Origin of the sequence: Amycolatopsis sp. NPDC058278, from assembly GCF_042881395.1 — a bacterium.
Classification (GTDB): domain Bacteria; phylum Actinomycetota; class Actinomycetes; order Mycobacteriales; family Pseudonocardiaceae; genus Amycolatopsis.
Genome location: NZ_JBHVXZ010000123.1, coordinates 1 through 20,717, shown reverse-complemented (window position 1 = coordinate 20,717; position 20,717 = coordinate 1). Strand labels below are relative to the sequence as shown.

Annotated in this window: 14 protein-coding genes; 10 read left to right on the top strand and 4 right to left on the bottom strand. The window is 69.3% G+C overall.

Annotated features, from left to right (window positions below):
- Positions 1-7: 7 nt before the first annotated feature.
- Positions 8-727, bottom strand: a complete 720-nt coding sequence (locus tag ACFVYA_RS40390; protein ID WP_387052654.1) for a hypothetical protein — start codon at positions 725-727, stop codon at positions 8-10.
- Between the two features lie 176 nt (positions 728-903).
- On the opposite strand from ACFVYA_RS40390, the gene ACFVYA_RS40385 reads away from it, so the two are divergent.
- The 10 genes from ACFVYA_RS40385 to ACFVYA_RS40340 all read left to right on the top strand — a co-directional run bounded on the left by ACFVYA_RS40385 (position 904) and on the right by ACFVYA_RS40340 (position 13,292).
- The gene (locus ACFVYA_RS40385; protein WP_387052652.1) at positions 904-1,827 is read left to right on the top strand and encodes a hypothetical protein; all 924 of its coding nucleotides are present in this window, start codon (positions 904-906) and stop codon (positions 1,825-1,827) included.
- A 91-nt stretch (positions 1,828-1,918) separates the two neighbouring features.
- Positions 1,919-2,209 (top strand): hypothetical protein, encoded by a 291-nt coding sequence (locus ACFVYA_RS40380; protein WP_387052650.1) that lies wholly within the window; start codon positions 1,919-1,921, stop codon positions 2,207-2,209.
- A 3-nt stretch (positions 2,210-2,212) separates the two neighbouring features.
- A complete protein-coding gene (locus ACFVYA_RS40375; protein WP_387052648.1) occupies positions 2,213-3,028 on the top strand; it encodes a hypothetical protein in 816 nt (271 codons plus the stop codon).
- Positions 3,025-4,425 carry a hypothetical protein gene (locus ACFVYA_RS40370; RefSeq protein ID WP_387052646.1) on the top strand — a complete coding sequence of 467 codons (1,401 nt, stop codon included), beginning with the start codon at positions 3,025-3,027 and terminating at the stop codon, positions 4,423-4,425. The genes ACFVYA_RS40375 and ACFVYA_RS40370 overlap by 4 nt, the downstream gene beginning before the upstream one ends.
- On the top strand, positions 4,422-5,930 hold the full coding sequence (locus tag ACFVYA_RS40365; protein WP_387052644.1) for an SCO6880 family protein: 1,509 nt from the start codon (positions 4,422-4,424) through the stop codon (positions 5,928-5,930). Before ACFVYA_RS40370 ends, ACFVYA_RS40365 begins: the two co-directional genes overlap by 4 nt.
- A gap of 167 nt (positions 5,931-6,097) precedes the next feature.
- Positions 6,098-7,465, top strand: a complete 1,368-nt coding sequence (locus tag ACFVYA_RS40360) for an ATP-binding protein (protein WP_387052642.1) — start codon at positions 6,098-6,100, stop codon at positions 7,463-7,465.
- 11 nt (positions 7,466-7,476) lie between these two features.
- Positions 7,477-8,589: a C40 family peptidase gene (locus ACFVYA_RS40355; RefSeq protein ID WP_387052640.1), complete on the top strand. Its 1,113-nt coding sequence runs from the start codon at positions 7,477-7,479 to the stop codon at positions 8,587-8,589.
- A gap of 45 nt (positions 8,590-8,634) precedes the next feature.
- Complete coding sequence (locus ACFVYA_RS40350; RefSeq protein WP_387052638.1) at positions 8,635-10,515, top strand: type IV secretory system conjugative DNA transfer family protein; 1,881 nt, start codon at positions 8,635-8,637, stop codon at positions 10,513-10,515.
- Positions 10,512-11,192 carry a hypothetical protein gene (locus ACFVYA_RS40345; protein ID WP_387052636.1) on the top strand — a complete coding sequence of 227 codons (681 nt, stop codon included), beginning with the start codon at positions 10,512-10,514 and terminating at the stop codon, positions 11,190-11,192. Before ACFVYA_RS40350 ends, ACFVYA_RS40345 begins: the two co-directional genes overlap by 4 nt.
- A gap of 1,314 nt (positions 11,193-12,506) precedes the next feature.
- The gene (locus ACFVYA_RS40340) at positions 12,507-13,292 is read left to right on the top strand and encodes an NYN domain-containing protein (RefSeq protein ID WP_387052634.1); all 786 of its coding nucleotides are present in this window, start codon (positions 12,507-12,509) and stop codon (positions 13,290-13,292) included.
- On the opposite strand, the gene mobF is transcribed toward ACFVYA_RS40340, so the two are convergent.
- The 3 genes from mobF to ACFVYA_RS40325 form a co-directional block, all read right to left on the bottom strand.
- Positions 13,286-18,397: a MobF family relaxase gene (mobF, locus tag ACFVYA_RS40335; protein ID WP_387052632.1), complete on the bottom strand. Its 5,112-nt coding sequence runs from the start codon at positions 18,395-18,397 to the stop codon at positions 13,286-13,288. The two genes, ACFVYA_RS40340 and mobF, sit on opposite strands and share 7 nt — an antisense overlap.
- Before the next feature lie 358 nt (positions 18,398-18,755).
- The gene (locus ACFVYA_RS40330) at positions 18,756-18,977 is read right to left on the bottom strand and encodes a hypothetical protein (RefSeq protein ID WP_387052630.1); all 222 of its coding nucleotides are present in this window, start codon (positions 18,975-18,977) and stop codon (positions 18,756-18,758) included.
- A 67-nt stretch (positions 18,978-19,044) separates the two neighbouring features.
- Positions 19,045-20,340 carry a hypothetical protein gene (locus ACFVYA_RS40325; protein WP_387052628.1) on the bottom strand — a complete coding sequence of 432 codons (1,296 nt, stop codon included), beginning with the start codon at positions 20,338-20,340 and terminating at the stop codon, positions 19,045-19,047.
- Positions 20,341-20,717 lie beyond the last annotated feature (377 nt).

Sequence of the window (20,717 nt, the reverse complement as noted above, 5' to 3'; positions counted from 1 at the left end):
TGCGACGTCAGGAGGCAGGATTGTCGCGGGCGGCGCGGCGGGCTCGCGCGATTTCTTCCACCACCTGCAGCAGCTGTTTGCGGTCGGCCTCGGGGGCATCGCCGATCGAGCTGGCGATGTCGCGTGCGTTGAATCCGACCAGGCCGAGTTCGGTCACCAGTTCATGGGTCTTGCGTGCAATTTCGTCGTGGGGCGGGGCGAAGTCGGTGGCCGGGACGCTGGGGTCGAGCAAGTTCGGGTGGATGCGCCAGAACTCGGCCAACGCCCGGGTGATCGCGGGGCGGCTGTTCTGCCGGATACCGGCCTTGAAGTTGCGTAGTGCCTGCTCGGCCAGCGGCAACCCGGTCCGGTCCCGTACCCACTGGGCGATCATCGGGGGCCTGGCGGTGAAGGTCAGGAAGGTCGGATCGCCTTCAGCGGTGAGCCGGTCGATCGCGTCGGGATCGACGACCGGGTCCCCACGCAGGAGGTAGTAGGTCGAGGCGTGGTCGAACAGGTAGGTCAACCGCTCGGCGAAACTGTCCAGGTTCAGCAGCGCGACGGTGAGTTTCTCCTGGTCGACTGCACGGCGGCGCGGGATCGGCGAGCGCAGGCCAGCCGAGGGCGCCGCGATGGGGGCGTCGTCACCGTCGGGCCTCGATCCGTTGTCGGATGCTCGTGCCACGGTCCGCCCCCATCGCGTCTCGACATCGGTAAGCGTGCAGTCCTGTACACCGTCAGCAGGCATTTGACACATCGCCGCTTGCGTCTACTATCGAAGTAAGCACCACGCTTGTTGCGAGTATCTTCGGAACGTCGAGAGAAAGCAACCCACGCCACCCCAATCAGGGGGTTGGAGCACGGTCCCGCTGTGACCGCCGCACCCTTCACCGGCGCACCAACACCGCTGAGGGGAGGCCCGTCATGACCGCATCCGACAACTTCACCGTGGACGTTGACTCCCGTGTGGACTCGACGGACACCGAGGGGCAGCCGGCCACGTCCGCTGAGCAGGCGGTCGAGCTGGTCGACTGGTCGCCGTTCGGCCGGGTCTTGCCGGTCCTGGCCGCTTCTCCCGGAGCCGGGGCCACGAGCACCGCCGTCGCGATCGCCGATGCGCTCCAGCTGGCGGGCCGGTCGGTCCTGCTCATCGACGCCGGCGATCCCGTCCGATCCGGACTCGGACGTGCTGCGCGGGCCGATGGGCCGCGGCGGGACGGGCCCGGCCCAGCGGCAGGTATCCGGTTCTCCCGGCGCGCCCGCGCAGTCCTGGCACGCCTCGACGTGTCGGAAACCGGCGTCGAGCCGGTGCTGTTCCCGTCGCCGCCGTACTGGCACCCTGGCGGTCGCGGGGTCGACGTGACCGTAGTCGATATCGGCCACGACCCGTGGCGGCTGGCGACCGACCCGGCGCTCGGGCCGGGACAGTGGCTGCGGGTCGGCAGCCCGTCACCGATTCCCGCGCTGGTGGTACGACCTACGGTGCCGGGACTCGCGCACGCGGAACAGGTCTTGGCCCGCTTGGATCCGTGGGTGCGGGCGGCCGCGGTGACTCCGCCCACGCAACTGCTTGTCGTGGGCGCGCGCCGGTGGCCGAAGGGGGTGGCCGGTACCGCAGGCCGCCGCACCAGCATCCTGTTACCCGACACGATGTTCTTTCCGCGCGAGCGTTACGTGGCGGAGCACGGGGTCACCGCCGACGTGACACCGTCGTCGCTTCGAGCGCCCGCCGAACAGCTGCTCCGTTCCTGGCATGTCCTGCCACAGCGAACACACCGCCTGTCCCTACGGTGGCCGCGGATCGACCACCGGCCTGGCCGTCGAGTCTTCGACGGCGACACCGACTGAGCCTGTCCCGCCGCTCAGCTGACACGAACTTCAACGCCCTCCCACCTGACCCGCCTGACGTGACGTCGGGCGGTGCGATGCGGAGGGCGCCATGCTCGCGCACATTGCCATCGACTGGCTGGCCCAGATCCCGAATCCGACACCAGTGCAGCCTGAGGTCGGGGGCGACAAGATCCTGGGGCTACTCAACAACGTCAAGTGGGGCGCGGGAGTCGCGCTCGTCCTGGGCTTCTTCGTCGGGTTGATCGTCTGGGTCGGCGGCCGCTGGGTCGATCACCACCGCGCCGGGAAAGTCGGCGTCGTCATGATGCTCTGCGCCATTGCCGGCGCGATCCTCTACGGCATCGGATGGTCGCTCATCAACAGCTTCGCGGGCGGCTGAGCCATGTTCACCTCTCCTGAACCGTCGCGCCCGCGAACGAAAGCGCGCCGACTGATCACCATCGCGGTCCTGCTCGTCGTCGTGATCGCGGTCGTGCTCCTTGCCCGGCACACAACAGCACCGCCTTCGCCGTCGCCGGCAGCGACTCCGCCCGGCGTCGCGCCCTCGCCGACACCCACGGCGCCGGTCGACGAGGCGACCGCGCTGGCCACCCGCCCCATGCTGACCCTGCCGCCCGAGGCGGCACTACCGCACGAACTCACCACCGCCACCGCCGGGCCGCCGATCACCGTGCCGCGACCGGCCCCGATCGCGGACCGCGTGATCTCCGACGGGTTCCCGGCAACCGGGGAAGGCGCGCTGGGCTGGCTGACCGACTTCAACGAGACTGCGCTGCGCGGCGGTGACCCGGCCACGTACCTGCGGGCTTACACCGAATCCGCGCTCCCGCACGCTCCCTCTCCGCAAGGTAGCGGCCCGCTCGCGTTGCTGACCTCGTTCCGGGAGAACGCCGGCATCCGCCCCGGCGAGCTCAAGCCCGGCCTGACGGTGACCTACGAGGTCACCCAGGGGCTGATCAAAGGGACCGCCGACGGCGACCGGTTCGCGGTGGTGTGCACGCTCGGGCAGCTGAGCTTCGACTACCAGGGCCAAGCCACGAGCATGGGCATCGGCGATTGCCAGGCCCTGCGCTGGACCGGTACCGCCTGGCGCATCGCGTCCGGGGCCCGCGCCGCCTACGCCGCTTGCGCGTGGCCGGGCAGCATCGAATCGGTCCGCGCCGGCTACCGGTCCCTGAACCGGGACGGTGCCCGGTGAACCCCCTGGACCTGCTCGGCAAGCTGGGCAGCATCGCCGGCAAGGCGATCGGCGCGACCGCGGCGGGAATCCTCGAGCCGTTCATGGCGGCCACCTGGGCCGCGGCCCTGTTCATCCTGCGGACCGCGTTCGAGCTCGTCGACCAGTTCTCCATCCTCACCGTGTCCACCACGGACGGACCGGTCTCGATCCTGTGGCCGATGACGCTGTGGATCTCCGGCGCCATCGCGCTGGGCATGTTCTTCTGGCAGATCATCACCACCGTCCTGCATGGCGGACGCGGCTTCGTCCGACTGATCACCGGGCCGGTCCAGTACGGGATCGCACTTGCTGTGACCGTCGGCGTGGTCGCGGCATTGCTCGCCGCTGCCGACGGCCTGACCGAAGCGATCTTGTCCACCGGGCTGCGGGTGGGGAACTTCCGCGACGCGTTGAACATGACCGGCTTCACCGACGCCTTGTCGGACGAGGTCAAGAACGTCGTGCTCGGCTTGGCCGGGGCCTTCGGGGTGATTCCCGCCGGGCTGGGCTTCGCGGTCGAGGCGGTATTCCGCGAGGCTGCGATCTACGTCGTGGTCGCGACGATCCCGATCGCCGCGGCCGGGCTGGTGGCGGAGGTGACCGCGCGGTGGTACTGGAAAGTCGTCCGCTGGGGCCTGGTCGCCATCGTGATGAAGCCCGCCCTGGCGTTCGTGCTGGTGCTGGCCGTCGCGATCGTCGGCGGCGCGCAGGGCCTGTCCGGGCTGCTGGCCGGCATCGGGGTCCTATTCGTCGCGTTGTGTGTGCCGTTGGTGCTGTTCAAGCTGTTCGCGTTCGTCGATCCGGACTCCGATCCGCAGAGGGTGTTCCGGGACAAGCTCTCGGACGCCAGCCTGGACTCCTACGGTGCCAACAGCATCGCCGGGCGCATCGCCGGAGCGTTCTCGAACAAGGCCCGCAACGAGCTCGCCGACAACGGAAACGGCGGAAGCGGAGACGGTGGCGATAGCCCGGAGCAGGCCAACGTCGACCGCTTCGACCAGGCCGCCGCCGAGGACGACACGACCGCCGGGCCGCTCGACACGACCGGCAACGAGCACGCGCCCGACGACGCAAGTGCGCCCGGCACGGCGCCCGGCGCCGGCGAGTCCACAACCGGCGACTCCCGCGGCGGTGACGGAGACGCAGGAACCGATCCGACAGAGCCGCCCACCCCCGAGGCCAGCGACCCTGGCGAAGCGAGCCTGACCGGGTCCGTCGACGACGAAGGCGATGACGGCCAGTCACCACCTCCAGACCCACCTGGCGACACCAGTCCACCAACACCACCGGACCCGAAGCCCGACAAGGGCCCACGACCCGACGATGGCGGCGGAGCAGCGGCCGGTGAAGCCGAGGAAGCCGCGGTGCTGTTGTGAGCGCCGCGACCCGGATCTACAAAGGACTGTCGCGCAAGGAGCGCGCGGGCTGGATCATCGGGCTCACCCCGGTCCAGGCGTTCGTGTGTGTCGGGCTGGCCGTGCCGGTGATTCTTGCGCTGGCAGCCGGGCGTTTCGGGCAGGCTCTCGCCTTGGGCGGTCTCTGCGGCACGGCGGCGACACTGGTCGTGGTGCCGGTCCGCGGCCGCCCGGCGCTGCGGTGGCTGGGGCATCTGCTGCTCTACCGCGCCGGGATCGCACTGGGCTGGTCGCGGTGGCAGTCCCGCGCCGTCACCGGTCAAGCCCACGACCTGGATGAGCCGGATCTGCCCGGGGTGCTGGCCCGGCTGCGGTTCCCCGACGGGCCACCGCTGCGGGATCGGGGCCGGGTGTGCCTGATCCACGACACCGGCGACGGACGGTGGGGCGCCACCGCCCGGCTGACCCACGCCGGGGTCGGGATGCTGTCGGACGCCCAGTGCGAGCGGCTGGCCAACCGGCTCGGGAACCTGCTGCTGTCGATCGGGCATCGCGAGGTCATCGACCGGATGAGCCTGCTGGTGCGCACCGTCCCCGACGACGGCGCCGACTACCAGGCCTGGCGAGCCGAACACGACGTTCCTGATGCCCCGGCCCTCGCTCAGCAGGCGACCGCGGAGCTGGATCGGCTGGTCGGAGCGGTGTCGGTCCGGCACGAAGTATTTGTCACCCTCTCCGGTACCGAAGACGCCCTGCGCCGTCCGGCCGCCGCGGCCGGTGGTGGGGTCGCCGGCCGGGCCGCAGTGCTCTACCGCGTGCTCGACGGGCTCGAGGACAAGCTCAAGAGCCTCGGTGCCACTGGCGTGAAGTGGCTCTCGGGTCCGGAACTGGCCGTGGCGATCCGCACCGGGTTCAACCCGGCCACCGCCGCCGGTCTCGCCGCGCGCCGCCACCAAGCCGGCGGCGACGCCGGCGTGCGCTGGGCGACGGCGGGTCCCGTGCACGCTCCGGCGCCGTCGGCGCGGGCGTACCAGCACGACGGCTTCGCCACCGTCTCCTACTCGGTGCTGATGCCGGAGGCCGGGACGGTGTTCGGATCGCTGGGTGGGCTGCTGGCGGTCAAGACCGCCGGCGAGCGCCGCAGCCTGGCCATCCACTACGAAACCTTGTCGCAACACCGGTCTCGCAAGGCGGTACGTCGCTTGCGGTTCCGTACCGGGGTGGTGCGGGACTGGAAGTCGTCGAAGGGCTTCAACTCCGGTGCCGCCGAAGCCCGCGAGGCTGGCGGGGCCCGGGCGCAGGAGCATGCGGTCGCGGCCGGGCACGGAATCGTCCGCTTCGCCGTCGCCACCGCAGTCACGATCCCCGAGACCTGGAACGTCGAGGACCACGCGGCCAAGTTGGAGAACGACATCGCCGGCCGCTTCCAGCTGTTGCGGATGGAACTGGCCCAGGACGCCGGGTTCGTCGCCGCTGTCCTGCCGGTCGGGGTAGGGCTGCCGCGGCTGCGGGGCGGTGCGTCGTGAGCCGCCGCGAGAGCGAACGGACCGTCGCGGAACTGCTTGCCACGTTCGGACCGGCGGTCAGCACACGCCCGCTCGGACGTCAGCGTCCGGACGGCCGCAGGGCTCGCGTAAACCAGCGGACCGCGCCGCGCCGGGGATTCGCCCGGCCCGGGTACGGGTGGTCGCCGGTGGCGGCGCCGCTGCAGGTGTATCAGGCCGGAACCCACGAGATCGGCGGATTGTTTCCGTTGCTGGCGGCGAGCCCGCTGCCGGCGGTCGGAGCGCGGATGGGCTACGACGTCCACTCCGGCGGCGCGTTCTACCTGCACCCGGTCGAGTTCGTCCTCCGCTCCATCTGCACCAACCCCAACATGGTCCTTTTCGGGGAGCCCGGCCGGGGCAAGTCCTCGACGGTGGTGGCGTTCCTACTGCGGATGATGCTCACCGGCGTCCGCACCCTGATCTCCGGCGACGTCAAGGGCGAGTACACCCCGCTGCTGCACGCGCTCGGGGTCAGGCCGATCATGCTCGGTCGCGGCAGCAGCGCCCGTCTCAACGCCCTCGACCTCGGCCCGCTGGCCGCGCGCTGGGACACCTGGTCGACCGAGCGGCAACGCGACGAGCTCGACGGCGTGCTGGGCCGGTGGGTGCAGCTGCTGGTCGCGCTCGCCGAAGCCCAGGGCTACCGGCCCACCGTCACCGACGAGGCCGCGCTCTCGGCGGTGCTGCGGCAGCTGCTCGGCGTCAGCGACGGCTACACCCGCCTGAAGCCGATCACGATTCCCGATGTCCACCGGATGCTGGCCGAGCCTGATGAGCAGCTGTGGCAGCGCCTGCGCTTCGCCGGCCGCCGCCAGTTCCTCGACCACCTGCGCTCGATCACCGACGCGTTGGCCAACTTGATCAGCGGCCCGCTGGCTGGACTGTTCGACGCAGCCACGAACTTCACCGTCGACTGGGACGCCCCGATCCAGAGCCTGGACCTCTCGCGGTTACGTACCCGCGGCGACCAGGCCGTCGCCGTCGCGCTGACCTGTCTGGGCTCGTGGTCGTCGCTGGCCACGGATCTGCAGGAGGACGGGGAACTGCGGATCGTCGTCCGGGACGAGATCTGGCGGCAGCTCCGGCTTGGGCTGCGCGCGGTGCAGGCGGTGGACAGCGAACTGCGGCTGTCCCGCGCGGAACGCAAGATCCAGGTCCTGGTCAGCCACAAGCCCGGTGACCTTCTCTCCGTTGGTGCCACCGGCTCCCAGGAAGTCGCCATCGCCCGGGACCTACTTGCCCTGTGCTCCATACGGGTCCTGCTTGGACAGTCAACCCGAGTGGCGAGCGAACTGGCCGACGTTCTCGCTCTCTCGGACAAGGAGCAGGAAGCCACGACCGGGTGGGCCAATGACCGTCAGGGGCGGGCACTGTGGAAGATCGAGAACCGGACCGGGCTCAAGGTTCAGACCGTGCTCAGCCGGATCGAGCGGCAGATCTTCGACACCAACGCTCAGCTCATGCGGAAGCCGAATCCGTTACCCGGAAACGACATGATGGCGACGTCATCATGAGGCCCAACAGCATGCTCGCTGTCGTGGCGGGCACGCTCGTCGGTGTCGTTCTCCTGTCGATCCTCGCATTGACCGTGCTGTTCGGCCCGGCCGCTACCGCAACGGTCGTGCAATTGAGCGGGTGCGAGCAGGGCGGCGCAGGCGGCGGGTCGGTCGTGGTGGGCCGGCAGCAACTGGGCGCGGAAGAGATGGACATCGCCCGCACCATCGTCGATGTCGTCCAGCTGCGCCGGTTGCCGCGGCGGGCCGCGGTCCTCGCGGTCACTACCGGGATGGTGGAGTCCGGGTTGCGGAATCTCGACTACGGCGATCGCGACTCGCTCGGGGTTTTCCAGCAGCGGCCGAGCCAAGGCTGGGGCACCCGCGAGCAGATCCTCGACCCCGTCTACGCCACCGGCAAGTTCCTCGACGCCCTGATCGCCCTGCCGGGTTGGGACACCATGGCCCCGGGGCAGGCGGAGCAGGCGGTCCAGCGCAGCGGCTTCCCGGACCGCTACGCCCCACGCGAACCGGCCGCCGCAGCGATCGTGGACCGGTTCTGGACCGGCCCCGACAACCCCACCCCACCCGCACCGCCCGGCGGCGACACGGAAGCGGTGCAAGCGAAGACGCTGTGCCCGGACCAGGGCGGATCCGATGTCCCCCGCGACCCCGGCCAGGTCGACCCGACGAAGCTGCCACCGGGGTTCACGTTGCCGACCGATGTCCGCCAGCGCGCCGCGGTCGGCTTCGCCCTGGGCCAGCTCGGCAAACCCTACGTGTGGGGCGCGAAAGGCCCGGACGCCTACGACTGCTCCGGGCTGATGCTCGCCTCCTGGGCGGCCGCCGGAATCGGGATCCCGGCCGGCACCGTCAGCCAGGTTCATGCCGGACACGCCGTCGCGTCGATCCAGCAAATCGAGCCCGGCGATCTGTTGTTCATCCCCGGCTCGCTCGGCACCGCCCAGGTGCCTCGGCACGTCGGGATGTACGCCGGGCAGGGGTTGATCATCGACGCCTACGACACCGACACCGGCGTCATCCTCGAACCCCTCTCAGCCTGGGCCTCGAAGATCGTCGCGATCCGCCGAATCGCCGACCCCAGTCCGCCCTCCCCGCCGCCGGGAGGGAGCCCACTCCGATGACCGTCGCCGTGGTGCTGCTCTCCCGCTGTCCGGGAGGAGCGGCCGATGCCGCGCACACGCACCGACACCCTCAACCTCGACCGCGACGTCGCCTTGATGGGCCTGGCGATGGCCGCCCTGGCGATCGTCTGCCTCCTCGGCGCGATCGTCGTCACCACCGCCGTCCTCGTCACCGGATTCTCCGCCGGCACTTGGACGTGGCCGCCGATCGCCACGTGGGCAGGATTCGCTCTCACTGTCGCCTTCCACATCGCCGACCCAGGACCACATCTGCCGGGCCCGTGGTCGAGCGCCATCAGCGATCACCAGCTGGCGTTCTACGTCTGGTTCACCACGATCACAATGCTCACCGCCGGTCTCACGGTCGGCGTGGCGATCCCGGTCTGGCGACGGGAGGGGCCCACCGACCCGGGACACGCCACCCGCCGCGAGATGGCCAGGACTCTGTCGGTCGCGGCCGCGCGCAAGACCGCGGTGTGGACTCGCGGTGACCTCACCGACGAGCAACGCCGGACCGCGCCGGTCGAACAGATCGCGGTCTCGCTGCACCGGGGCCCCCAGCGCCAGCGGCTGGTGACCTCGCTGGAGACCCCGACCGGGACGATCGCGCCGACTCGTTCCGGCAAGTCGCGCACGGATCTGGTGCACAAGGTCCTCGCCGCGCCGGGCGCGCTGATCGCGTCGACGACGAAGAACGACCTTGCCGAGTGGTGCCTGCTGGCCCGCACCCGCCGCTCCGATGCCGGGCCGGTGCTGGTGATCGATGCCACCGGAACGTTGTCCTGGCCGGCGCACACCCGCTGGTCCCCGGTCACCGGCTGCGCCGATCCCGCGGTCGCGCTGCGGCGCGCTGAGACGCTGATCGAAGCGTCCTCACTCGGGCTGGAAGACGTCGGCGGCAACGACGCGGTGTTCCGAGGCCGCGCCACCATCGTGCTGCAGGCATACCTGCTGGCCGCGGCACTGCACCATCGGACGGTGACCGACCTTGTCGTCTGGTCGGTCACCAAGCCACCGGATCAGGAGCCGGTGGAACTGCTGCGGCACCGGTTCCCCGAGCTGGCGTTCAACCTGCGCTCGGAGATCGGAATGGTCGCCGAGACCGCCGATGCGGTCTGGATGTCCGTGCGGCGGGCGATCGAGCCGTTCATGAACCCGGCCATCCGCTACTTCGCCACCCCCGCGCCGGGGCAGGAACTCGACATCGACGAGTTCCTGCGCCGCCGCGGCAGCCTGTTCATCGTCGCCGGCGAGCACCAGGCGCCCCAGGCCCGCGCAGTACTGACCGCCCTGGTGGAGCAGATCCTCACCACGGCGCAGGACACCGCGCTGCGGTACGAACGACGCCGTCTGGAACCGCCGACGACGGCGATCCTGGACGAGCTGTTCGCCGGGACACCGGTACCGCGGCTGCCGGCGATCATCGCCGACTCCGCCGGCCGCGGCGTCCTGATCCACTGGTCCGCGCAGTCGCGCTCCCAGCTGGACGAGCTCTACGGCGAACCCGGGCGGCTGCAGCTGATCGACAACACCCTCACCCTCACCGCGTTCCCCGGGCTGAAGGACGACAAAACCCTCGAGTGGCTGTCCACATTGTCCGGGCACCACCGCCGCCGAACCCACCAGCACCACAGCGACGGGATCTTCAGCCCCGGACGCGGCGCCAGCGGCGAGGAAACCGTTCCGACGCTGCGCGCCGGGGACATCCGCACACTCGATCGCGACCGGGTCCTGATCCTGCACGGCAACCTCCGCCCGATCCTCGGCCGCACCGTCGACGTCGGACAACGCCCGGACTGGCCCCAGCTGCAGGCCGATGTCGCGACGATCCGCCGCGGCGACGCTCCAGTCGGCGCAGACGGTTACCTCCGGCCGCTCCCGCCGACGACGGTCCACGGTCCGCACATTCAGGAGCCGCTCCGATGACCGAGGACGACGACATCACCACCCCGGAATCCGAGCGACCGAACGACGCAACGCGGCCGGAACAACAGCAGCCCGCCCGGTCGCGCGCCGAGCTCGATGCGATGACCGAGGAACTATGGGACAGGGTGCAGGCCCAGCAGTCGGAGATCGAGCAGCTCAACGGGAAGATCGCGGAGCTGGAGAGCGACGCCGAAGACAAACCGCGGCTGGCGCCGTGGTTGCCGTTCCCGGCACCGCCGGCCGCGGAGGACAAGCAGCACCGAGAGCAGACCCCGGTGTTCACGGTCACCAATTTCGTGCAGTACTACAACGCCGCCTACGTCGGCAAAGGCGGAACCCGCGCGGTCGCGATCCCCGATTGCTGGCCACAGCACCCCGGGTTGGTGGCCGAACTGGCGACGCTGACCTACACGTGGCGGGCCGCGCACGTAGGTAAGAACGCCAAGGCCAGCGACGCCCAGTACTGGCACGACCGGTGGCGAGCCGGATTCGCCGAACGCATGATCACCGAGTGGACCCACCAGCAATGTCTCACCGAGGTCCACAAGCCAGTGGGTGCGACGCCACTGACCGACCGTTTCACCCTGGAGGCCCAACATGCCTTCACCTCCGGCATGCGCGCTACACCGCCACAGGATGCGGAGGCCGTGGAGCTGGATGAGGACCCGACGCCATGATCAAGCCCTGGCCCAAGGAGCTCCGAGTGCGCGCCAACCGCGAGAACGAGCGGTTCCGGCTGCCCATCTGCCTCACCCCCAAATCTGGGGCCGACGACAAGTACACGTTCCTGCCGCGGCATTCGGCTGCTGCCGATCGGGGCAACGGACAGGTACGTCGACGGCTACGCGATCGGCCGCTGTCCCTTGACGTACCCACGCCCGCCGACCCGCAGGGACGGAGTAGCCGTTGCATAGCCGCTTCGCGTGCCACTACAGCGCTGCCGCGTCTGCAGCGGCCGACGAGACTCACTCCAGCCCCTGAGCCGGCGGTGATGTTCTAGCAGGTCAGCGCGCGGGTGAAGAGCGAATGCTGACTCCAGTTGCTAAGCGATAAGCACTCGACTGACGAGTCAATGATGACTCTGGTTGACAAGCGAATGAGGTACTGCTGCTACTATCACTTTAGCGCTTTGCTGCTAAAGCAGTAAAACGTTAAAGCCCGGGCCGGGGCGCGCAGCGATCAACTTCGAACCCCGACCCGGCTGGTCACTTGATCAGGGGATGACCGGCATCCTTCAGGACGTCGTACACCCACCTGGCCAAGGCGATGATGACCGGAATCCAGCGGGACGGGCGCCACCCCGTCTCGCTGGACCGGTGCCGCGTCGCCGGTAGGCGGCGCAGACCTCTTCGCCTGCCGACCTTCTTTTCACTTTCGGACAACTTCGTCCTCCTTCCCGGTCAAGCCCGTCACCCGACCTCTTCCCCGAGGTCGGACGGTGAGCCAGGAAGGCGTACTGCCCGAGGTACTGATGGTGCTCCGTACCACGTGCGACTTTAGCGTGAGACCAAATACACCCATCGCTCGGGTCGAACTGAAGTTCGTTGGCATGAATGGGGTTACAAGTAACTTTACCGTTTAGAAGTTCCTTCTGGCAGTGCATGGCGCTGCGTAGCTCAAGCCAGCGTTACGCAGGTAGGCGATCTCGACGCCTCATCTCATCGGGGTGAATCCTCAGGACGGAGGTCCCAACGGAAGCTCCGTTCTGACTCTGCCGCGACTGAACTGTCAACCCTGCCGCAAGGCCGGATCGACGACAGCGAACGGTCGCGCCGGCAGGACACGTCGAATGGCCGGTACGGGCGTCGTAATTGGCTCCGAGCGCTCCGAGCGGCGGCGCCGCGACTGGTGTCTTCGGCAGCTCGCTGGGCCGGACACCAGGGCCGTGTCAGCCGACGGTCGTGCGGGCGCAAGCGGCTCATGGGAGCGTAGGCTCCGCACGCGTCACCGGGACGATCATCGATGTTGCGGGCGAAGAGACGAGGTGCGTGGTGAACTCCGATGCAACGAAGCTGGCCGTGCTCATCGATGCGGACAACGCCCAGCCCGCCAACATCGACGGGCTACTCGCCGAAGTCGCTAAGTACGGCACAGCCCACGTCAAACGCGCCTACGGCGACTGGACTGGAACGAACTTGCGCGGCTGGAAGGAACAGCTGCTGACCGCGTCGATCCAGCCGATGCAGCAGTTCGCCTACACCACCGGCAAAAACGCCACCGACGCGGCGATGATCATCGATGCGATGGACCTGCTCTACACCGGCCGGTTTGACGGATTCTGCCTGGTATCCAGCGACAGTGACTTCACCCGTCTCGCGTCACGGCTGCGGGAGTCCGGGCTGACGGTGTACGGATTCGGGGAACGCAAGACACCGGCCCCGTTCGTCGCGGCGTGCGACAAGTTCGTCTACACCGAAAACCTGGTCCGCGTAGCCAGCACCGTAAGCCCGGTAGGCGTGACGGAGAAGGCAAGCCCGCGGCGATCAGCTGCCGAGTTGAAGCAGGACACCGGCCTGGTGACGCTGTTGCGCAGCGCGGTCGACGCGGCCTCCGATGAAGACGGTTGGGCGCCGCTGGGTGCCGTGGGGAACATTATCCTCAAACGGCGCCCGGACTTCGACGCCCGCAACTACGGCTACCCGAAACTCAGCGGACTGATCGAAGCCACCACGCTGTTTCACGTCGAGCGCCGTTCCGCGCCCGACGGGAAGGCCAGCGTCGTGTACGTACTTGACGGTCGGCAGCGGCCCGACCCGGATCAACGGGCCGGTCAGTAACCCATGCCGCGGTGCAGGTCGTCGCCGGAGGTTTCCCGGCGGTCGTCGTACTCGTCCTCGGCCTCGTCGCGGCGTGCCTCCCGCCGCTCCTTCTCGTCTTGGTCCTGCAGCTGTTGGGTGCGTGCGGCGACGCCGCTGGTGAACTCGTCGCGCAGAGCGTCGAGGGTGTCGCGGCGGGATTCGACGGTGAGCATCGCATCCGATGCGGCGTCTTGCCGGTCTGGTGTGGTCATCAGCTGCCTCCATTGGGTGGTGATCTGGTCCCAGGCCGCGGCTTTGGGGCCGTTGCCGATGGGTCGCAGGCCGAGCGGGGAGGCGGCATCGGTGGTAGCGATTCCGTAGGTTTCACGGTACGCCGCGGCCAGCCGGACGGCCTGATCCCAGCTCGCAGCTTGGCCGGAGTCGTGGGGGCGGTGACCGATCTGGGCGGCCCACCGGGGTTGTTCACGGTGCGCCTGGTCGAGCAGCTGGTCGGCGCGGGCGGCGATCTCGCCGTTGAGGCCGTCCAACCGCTCCAGCGCACCGCGGTGCTCACCGGATGTCCCGAAGTCCGGTTGAGCCTGCCACGGGAGCGCGGCGTGTAGCCCTTCGCCGGCCCGGTGGTGGTCAGTCAACGCGGCGACGAGTGCTTCACCGGCACGCCGGTAGTCACCGTCGGCGCCGCCGGTGATGTCGCCGGTGAGGCGGGTAAGGGCCTCGGTGAGTGCGGTGTCGGCGTCGAGGCCGAGTGCGGTTCCGCCGGCGGCGTGGCGCCAGACGATGCCCCACTGCTCGTCGGTCACCATCGCGTCCGGCAGATGCTGGGCGACGATGCTTTGCCACCGGTCGACCTGCTCGTCGGTCGGTGCCCCGATCCGTGCCGGCGGCTGGTGCTCGCTGACGTGCGCGGAGATGCGTTTGGCCAGGACAGCGGCCGGATCGCTGGCCCCGGCGAAGCCGCTGTCGTCGGTGAGCTTGCGTACCAGCCGTTCGGCCTGCCAGCCCTGATCCTGGGCGTTGGCGAGCGCGTTCAGCGCGGCGGGCTCGGCGCCGACGTTGACCGCGCCGGGAACGTAGCGGGCAAAGATGTCGAGGTAACGGTCTTCATCACCGTCGCGGGCCAGCAGCTCATAGCGGCGAAGGAGCACGTTGAGGGGCTCGAGAACGACTCGTTCCTCGGCGTGCTCGAACTCGGCGAACACATCGTCCAGCTCGCCGGTCTGAGCCGCCGCGCTTGGCTTCGGGGGCGCGGACGAGGCGGGCGCTTGCGCGTGACCGAAGGCGTCCCAGCGCTCAGTCAGGGTGTGCCAGGCACGTGCCCGCGCGCCGTGGCTATCGGGCTTGGCGCCCAGCGCAGACTCGCCCTTGATGCGGAAGGTTTCGCGGTAGGCGGCGACCAGGCCGACAAGGTCGTCCCAGTCCTCGGCCGATATCGGGTTGGCTGGCCGCGGCCCGAGCGCCGAGACCCAGTCGGGTTGGTCGCGGATCACCGCAGCGCGCAGGTGCTCGACGCGCTCGGCGATGGCTTGGTTCATCTCGTGCAGGTACTGGGCATGTCCTGGGTGGTGGCGGACGTGGGCGAAGTCGGGGCGGGCCAGCCAGGGAACGGCGCGCACGTGGGCTTCTCCGCGCTCACGTCGGCGTTCCAGTTCGGCGGCGAGAGCGGCGTCGGCGTAGCGGTCATCCGGCATTGGATCCGGCACTGCCGGGCGTGCGGCGAGCTGGTGGACGACGACGGTCAGGGCGGCGTCGATGTCGAATCCGGCCGCCAGGCCGCCGGCCGCGCGCTGCCAGATCTTGTGCCATTCCGGGTCTTCGACGGCGGCGTGTGGCGCGATTGCGTCGACGATGCCCCGCCAGCGAGTGATATCCGCAGGGTGGGGCGGAGCGGTCGGTGAGGGTGGCGGACGGCGTTCAAGGTGCTTTCGGATCCGGGCTTGCAGCGCCGCGCCCGGGTTGTCGGCGTCGTCGAGGGACTGGCGCCAGCGCATGACCGCGGCGACAAGAGGATCGGGTTCCCAGCCGAGGTCATGGGCGTTGCGCAATGTCTGGATCAGCGCCGGTTCACTGTCGAGATCGACTGTTGAGGGGGCGTGTCGGGTGAGGACGTCGCGGTAGCGGTCCTCGTCGCGGTAGGTGGCGGTGTAGTTGTAGCGCAACACCAGCGTGCCCATCGACACCGCCTCGTCCTGCGCCTCCCGCAAGGTCTCGGTGGCCGAGACCTCGGCGCCGGAGTGGTTCAGCACCCCGGTCAGCACCGACTCCGGAGACACCGGGTCGGGGGTTTCGCGGTGCTGGTCGATGACGTGGTGGTGGGTGACGACGTAGATGAAATTGCCGAGCATGGCGCGGGTGATGCCGGGGTAGAACTGCTCGCGGGCCATCGTCGGCGGGACCAGCAAGTGGGCGTTGCCGGTGCTGGTCATGCCCTGGACCCGGTTGATGGTGGCGGCGTAGGCGAGCTCGACGTGGGCCTGGACGTACCCGGCCGGCAGCGTGATCGCGGCCTTGTGCACCTTGTGTTGCACGGTGATCTTGCCGTTGGCGTGGACGTCGGTGATGGTCCAGACGTCGCCGTTCTTGACGAAGTCCTTTCCCCCGAACAGCGAGAGCAGCCGTTGGTTGTGCCGGGTGACGACCCAGTCGCCGACGCTCGCAGTGGTGGCGTCGTGTAGTTCCACCTCCCGACCCCGGTCGACCGCACCACGCCCGAGGCGCCGTTCGCGGGCGTCGATGTTCAGCGCGACGGTGTCCTCGTTGGTCGGCACGATCAGCAGCGACTGCACACCGGCGTCGAGATCGGCCTGCCAGTGCGAGCGCGCGGCGTCACGCATCGTCTCCAGCGACCCGCCACTGACCCGGCCCGACTCGAAGTAGTACTCAAGCCCCTTGGGGTTCCAGGCCCGGATCTGCAACGACGCCGCGGCCTGCTCCTCCCGGTCGTCGCCACGGAATCGCACGATCTCCTGGAACCGCACGGCGCCGACATCGTGGGCGATCAGCCGGATCGCACCCCCGGACTCGACCGCGGCCAGCTGCGCGTCGTCCCCGATCAGCCGCACGTCCGCGCCGTTGTTCAGCGCGTACTTGACGACTTTGTGCAGGGTGTGGGTGCCTGCCATGGCCGCCTCGTCGACGATCACCAGGTCGCCGGCCTCCATCGGGAACGCGCGGTGGGCGAACCCGAACCGCAGCGCGGTGGTCAGCTGGTGCAGGGTGTGCGGCTTCGCGCCGATCGACGCTCCGAGTTCTTGGGCCGCGCGGGCGGAGGGGCCGAAGGCGTAGACGCGGTGTCCTGTGCGTCGCCACGCGGTCGCCAGCACTTTCATCGCCGAGGTCTTCCCGGCGCCGGCCGGGGCCAACGCGAGCTGCAGGCGCCGTCCGGAGCGGGCGAACTGGCGCACCATCTCCGTCTGCCCCGCGTTCAACCGCTGGCCCGCCAGGGCCTTCTCGACGGTGTCGGCGCGCAGGCGGTGGCCGCCTCCGCGGCGTGCCCAGGCGACCAAGTCGCCCTCGGCGGCGAGGGTGGCGGTGGTGGTGTAGCGGGTGGAGTTGTGCTCCACGAACACCGACTCGCCGTCTCGCCGACGCAGCGAGGCTGGCTCGTTGACCGCGGTCGGGCCGACGAGGGCGAGGGTGTCGGGCTGGGCCAGGATGGTGTCGACGATGTCGACGATCAGCTGTCCGCGCTTGTCGACGGGCATCCGCAGGTGCGCGGACTGGCGGTGGGCTTCGGCGGCGAGGTTCCACCAGGAGAAGTGCGCGTAGTTGTCCGATACCACCTCCCGCGTGACCTCGGCGAGTTTGGCGATGTCGAATGCGTCCGGCTCGGCGCGTCCACCGAGGAACACCTTCCGGCTCAGCGTGTCCAGCACGTTCGCGGGAACGAGGGTGAGAGCGTGCGCGCGCCACGCGCGCAGATGCTCAGGCAGGGTCTTCGGAGGCTGTTTGCCGGGTCGGTTGTCGTACTGGGCGGCGCGGTCGATGGCGAAGATGTCCTTCGGTGTCGGCTCCTTCCCGTGCTGGGCCTTGAACTCGACGATGCGTTTTGCGCGGGCGGCTTCGAACTGGCGGTGGCGCTGGGAGAACAGCTTGACTAGCTCGACCGGGATCCCCTCGAGCTGCCACACCGGGCGCTTCATATCCACGCCCTCGGCGCCCCGCTGCACCCAGGAGGCGCCCTGTTCGCGGAACAGGTCGCGCAGGCGGTTGTCGAAGTACTCCGACGCGGTGACGGTCGCGGCCAGGACGGTGCGGCCGTCGAGGGCGGTCCATTCGCCGTCGTCGCTGCGTTGCACCTTCGAGGAGATCAGGGCGTGGATGTGCAGGTGTGGGTCGGAGGCGCGGGAGTCCCAGTGCTCGAACAACGCGGCGGTGATCCCGTTGACGTCGACCTGGGCCTCGCCCATGTTCCCGCGGCGGGTGAACGCGACGTTGCCCTCCACCCAGGACAACGTGTCACGAGCGGCCTCGCGGACCAGTCCGGCAATCAGTTCCCGCTCCGCCGGTTGCGCCATCGCCCACGCGATCGACACCGATTTGTCCGGCGCGAACACCATCTCGAACCCGGACACCGCTGACTTGAGGTTCCGTTTCTGCTCTGCCAGCCACTTGTTCAGCTCCTCGTCGCTGGCGGGTCCGTTGCCGTCGTGGGCTTTGCGGTAGGCCTGCAGTTGCACGCCGCGACGCAGCTCGGCACGCTTCTGCGCGGAGATCGGCGCACCGATCGGACGCCCGTGCAGTCGGTTGTGGTCCTTGTACGCCTGCGACACCTGGGAGCGCAGATGATCGAGTGCGGAGTACTGCGGGAACCGTCGCCCCAGCCGCGTGGCTTTCAGTGCTTCTTCGGCGGTGGCGCCGTCGGCGATCATCTCGGCTTCGATGGCGTCGGCGTTGGGGTGCCGGCCTTCGCCGAAGAGGGCGTTCATCTGGGCAGGGGTGACTGCGCCGGAGAGTCCTAAGTGCTCTGCTCCGGCGCCGAACCATTGGCCTGCCGGGTAACCACGGGAGAGGTAGTAGTCACTTAACAGCTCGCCGGGTGCGAGCTCACGGCTGCGATCGGCGCACGCCACCGTATTCGTGAGGTACTCATGACCACCAGGGCTCAGCTTCCGCAAGCCCATCATGTCCACACCAGACTACGCCGAAAAGGCGGCGGCGCCCACCCGGTTCAGAACGTCTGCAAGATGTGCTGTGTGCGGGGTAGGGGGCAGGCTGGGTGAGGTGGTGGCGGTGGCGTGGTCGGCGGGGTGAGTGGGCGGTGGGGTGGTGTGGGGCTGGGGTGTGGTGGTGGGCGGGGTGCGGTAGGCGGGGCGGGGTTGGTGGGGCGGGGTTGTGGTGATCGAAACTTCGGGTCGAGCGCCGGCGCCTGCACTAAGGCGCCCCGGGCGCCGTCTGCCGGCGCCGGGGCGGTCCCCCGGGTGCGGGCACAAGAAAGCTGCCGCCGATCGGGAGATCGGCGGCAGCTTTGGGCGAGGACGGGCGTTAAAGCTGGCCGTACCGGGTGAGGTAGCCCAGCTCCAAGCGGATCGCGGCGGCGGGCACGGCGTCGACCGTGCCGCCGTTCGGGGCGGGGAGCGTCCGGAGGTGGCGGGCGAGCAGTTCGCGCAGGAATGCCGTGACGGACGCCGGTGCGTCGGTCGGGATCATGTCGGCGGCGGCTAGCTCGCGCTCGATGTCGGCGAGGATGTCGTGGAAGATGCGCACGGTGGCGGCTCCTAATTCGGGTGGGCGCGGGGGCACCCGGTTCGGGTGCCCCCGCTGGCGGGAGTGGTCAAGCGACGGCGGCGAGTTCGCGGAACGGCGCGAACACACACAGAGGCGGCATGTCGCGGTCCCGGCACATCTCGCACCGGCGGTCACCGGTGTGCGCGCGCTGCTCGACGGGGGTGCGTTCGAGGTTGCACGCCACGCACAACCCGCCCGGCGCGACGGGGAGCAAGGCAAGCCGCTCGTAGTCCTCATCGGACAGCGTGTAGCCGGTCAGGTCGTGGGCCGCGTCGCTGCTGTCGTCCAGGTCGGCGTGACGCTGCCGCTCCTGCTCGTAGAGGTCCACCCCGAGCTCGTCCTTGCGTACGAAACCGGCGGTCGGGATCGCCTGCTCAATCTGCCGCCACTGCTCGTCATACTGGGTTTCGACTTCGCCGACGACGTAACGGCTGTTCGCCTTCTTCTCGATCGGCTCGTGTCCGGCCTTCGCTGTGCTCGTGCGCTTGGCCGTGGTCTTCGGCTTCACCTCGGCGGCGGCATCGGTCATCGGGGCGGGCGCGATGACCTCGGGTGCGGTGGCAGGCTCGGCCGGTTCCCCGGTTGCGGTGTGCTCGCCCGGCATGGGGCGCTGCGCGGACTCGGCTTCCCGGCGGCAGGCGTCGGAGCAGTACGGGAGTTCCGGGGTGTCGGCCAGGTTGCCGTCACAGCTCCGGCACCGGTGCGGCTCGGCCGCTTCGGCGGTGGTGGCCTGCTGCCGCGCGGCGGTGCGGGCGCGGGCGTGCTCGGCGCGGGCCTTGCTGGCGTACACGCACGCCATCACCAGCGTGCGGATGTCCTCGGCCAGGCCCGGCCACAGCCTGTAGGCGGTCTGGATGGCGTCGACGATGGCGGGGTGGGTGGCGCTGGGGTTCTTCAGCAGCGTCCCGCACACGGTGAACACGTCTTTGTGCGCGTACTGGGTCTGGGCGTTGAGCCACCGCAACCCGTTGAGCGCGTCGGCGATCCGCCGGGGCGTTTCCCGCAGCATCGCCGTCACGTCGTTCACCTCGGTCACGGCGACGGCACGGCGGGTCTCGCTGGTGTACACGCACCGGTTGAACAGCTCGCGCTCGGTGTCGCCGTAGCTGTCCCACTCGGCGTGAGCGGCGCGCACGGCGGCGAGGACGTCACCGCTGATCGCGGCGTCGGTGTTGAGCAGGGTTGCGCACGCGGCGAGGATCGCGGGCGGGTTCTCCCCGCTCTCGGTGAAGACATTCCGCAGTTCGGTGAGCGCGGTCCGCACGCGTGGCGGCTGCGCCTGTAAGGCTTCTATGGCGCGGTTGATGCCGGGACGGTGCTTACGGCGGATGGTCGAAACCATGATGATCGATCCTTACGTAGTAGATCTGCGGTTCTCGGGCTTGCAGTCCCGATCACCTTGCGATTTCTATATTATCGTGTCTGCTTGCGGTATTCCACTCGGAATGGCTTTTTTGGCTGCGAAATTAAGGCAATTTAAGGGGGATATCGTGGTCGGATGCGGATTTGGTTACATGGGCCGGTCATGTGCTTGTCGTAGGTGCTAGCCTGGCGCAAGTTGGTCTGTGTGTGCTGGTCGGCGCAGTAGGGGTGACCATCTGCTGAGTGGGTGGTGGGTGGCCCCGAAGCAACCAGGGCAGGCCCCCGGCCTGCCCTTAATGCCTGACCTAGGGCGTTGGGGCCCCCAAAACAAGAGAGGGGGCACGAACAAATATTTTA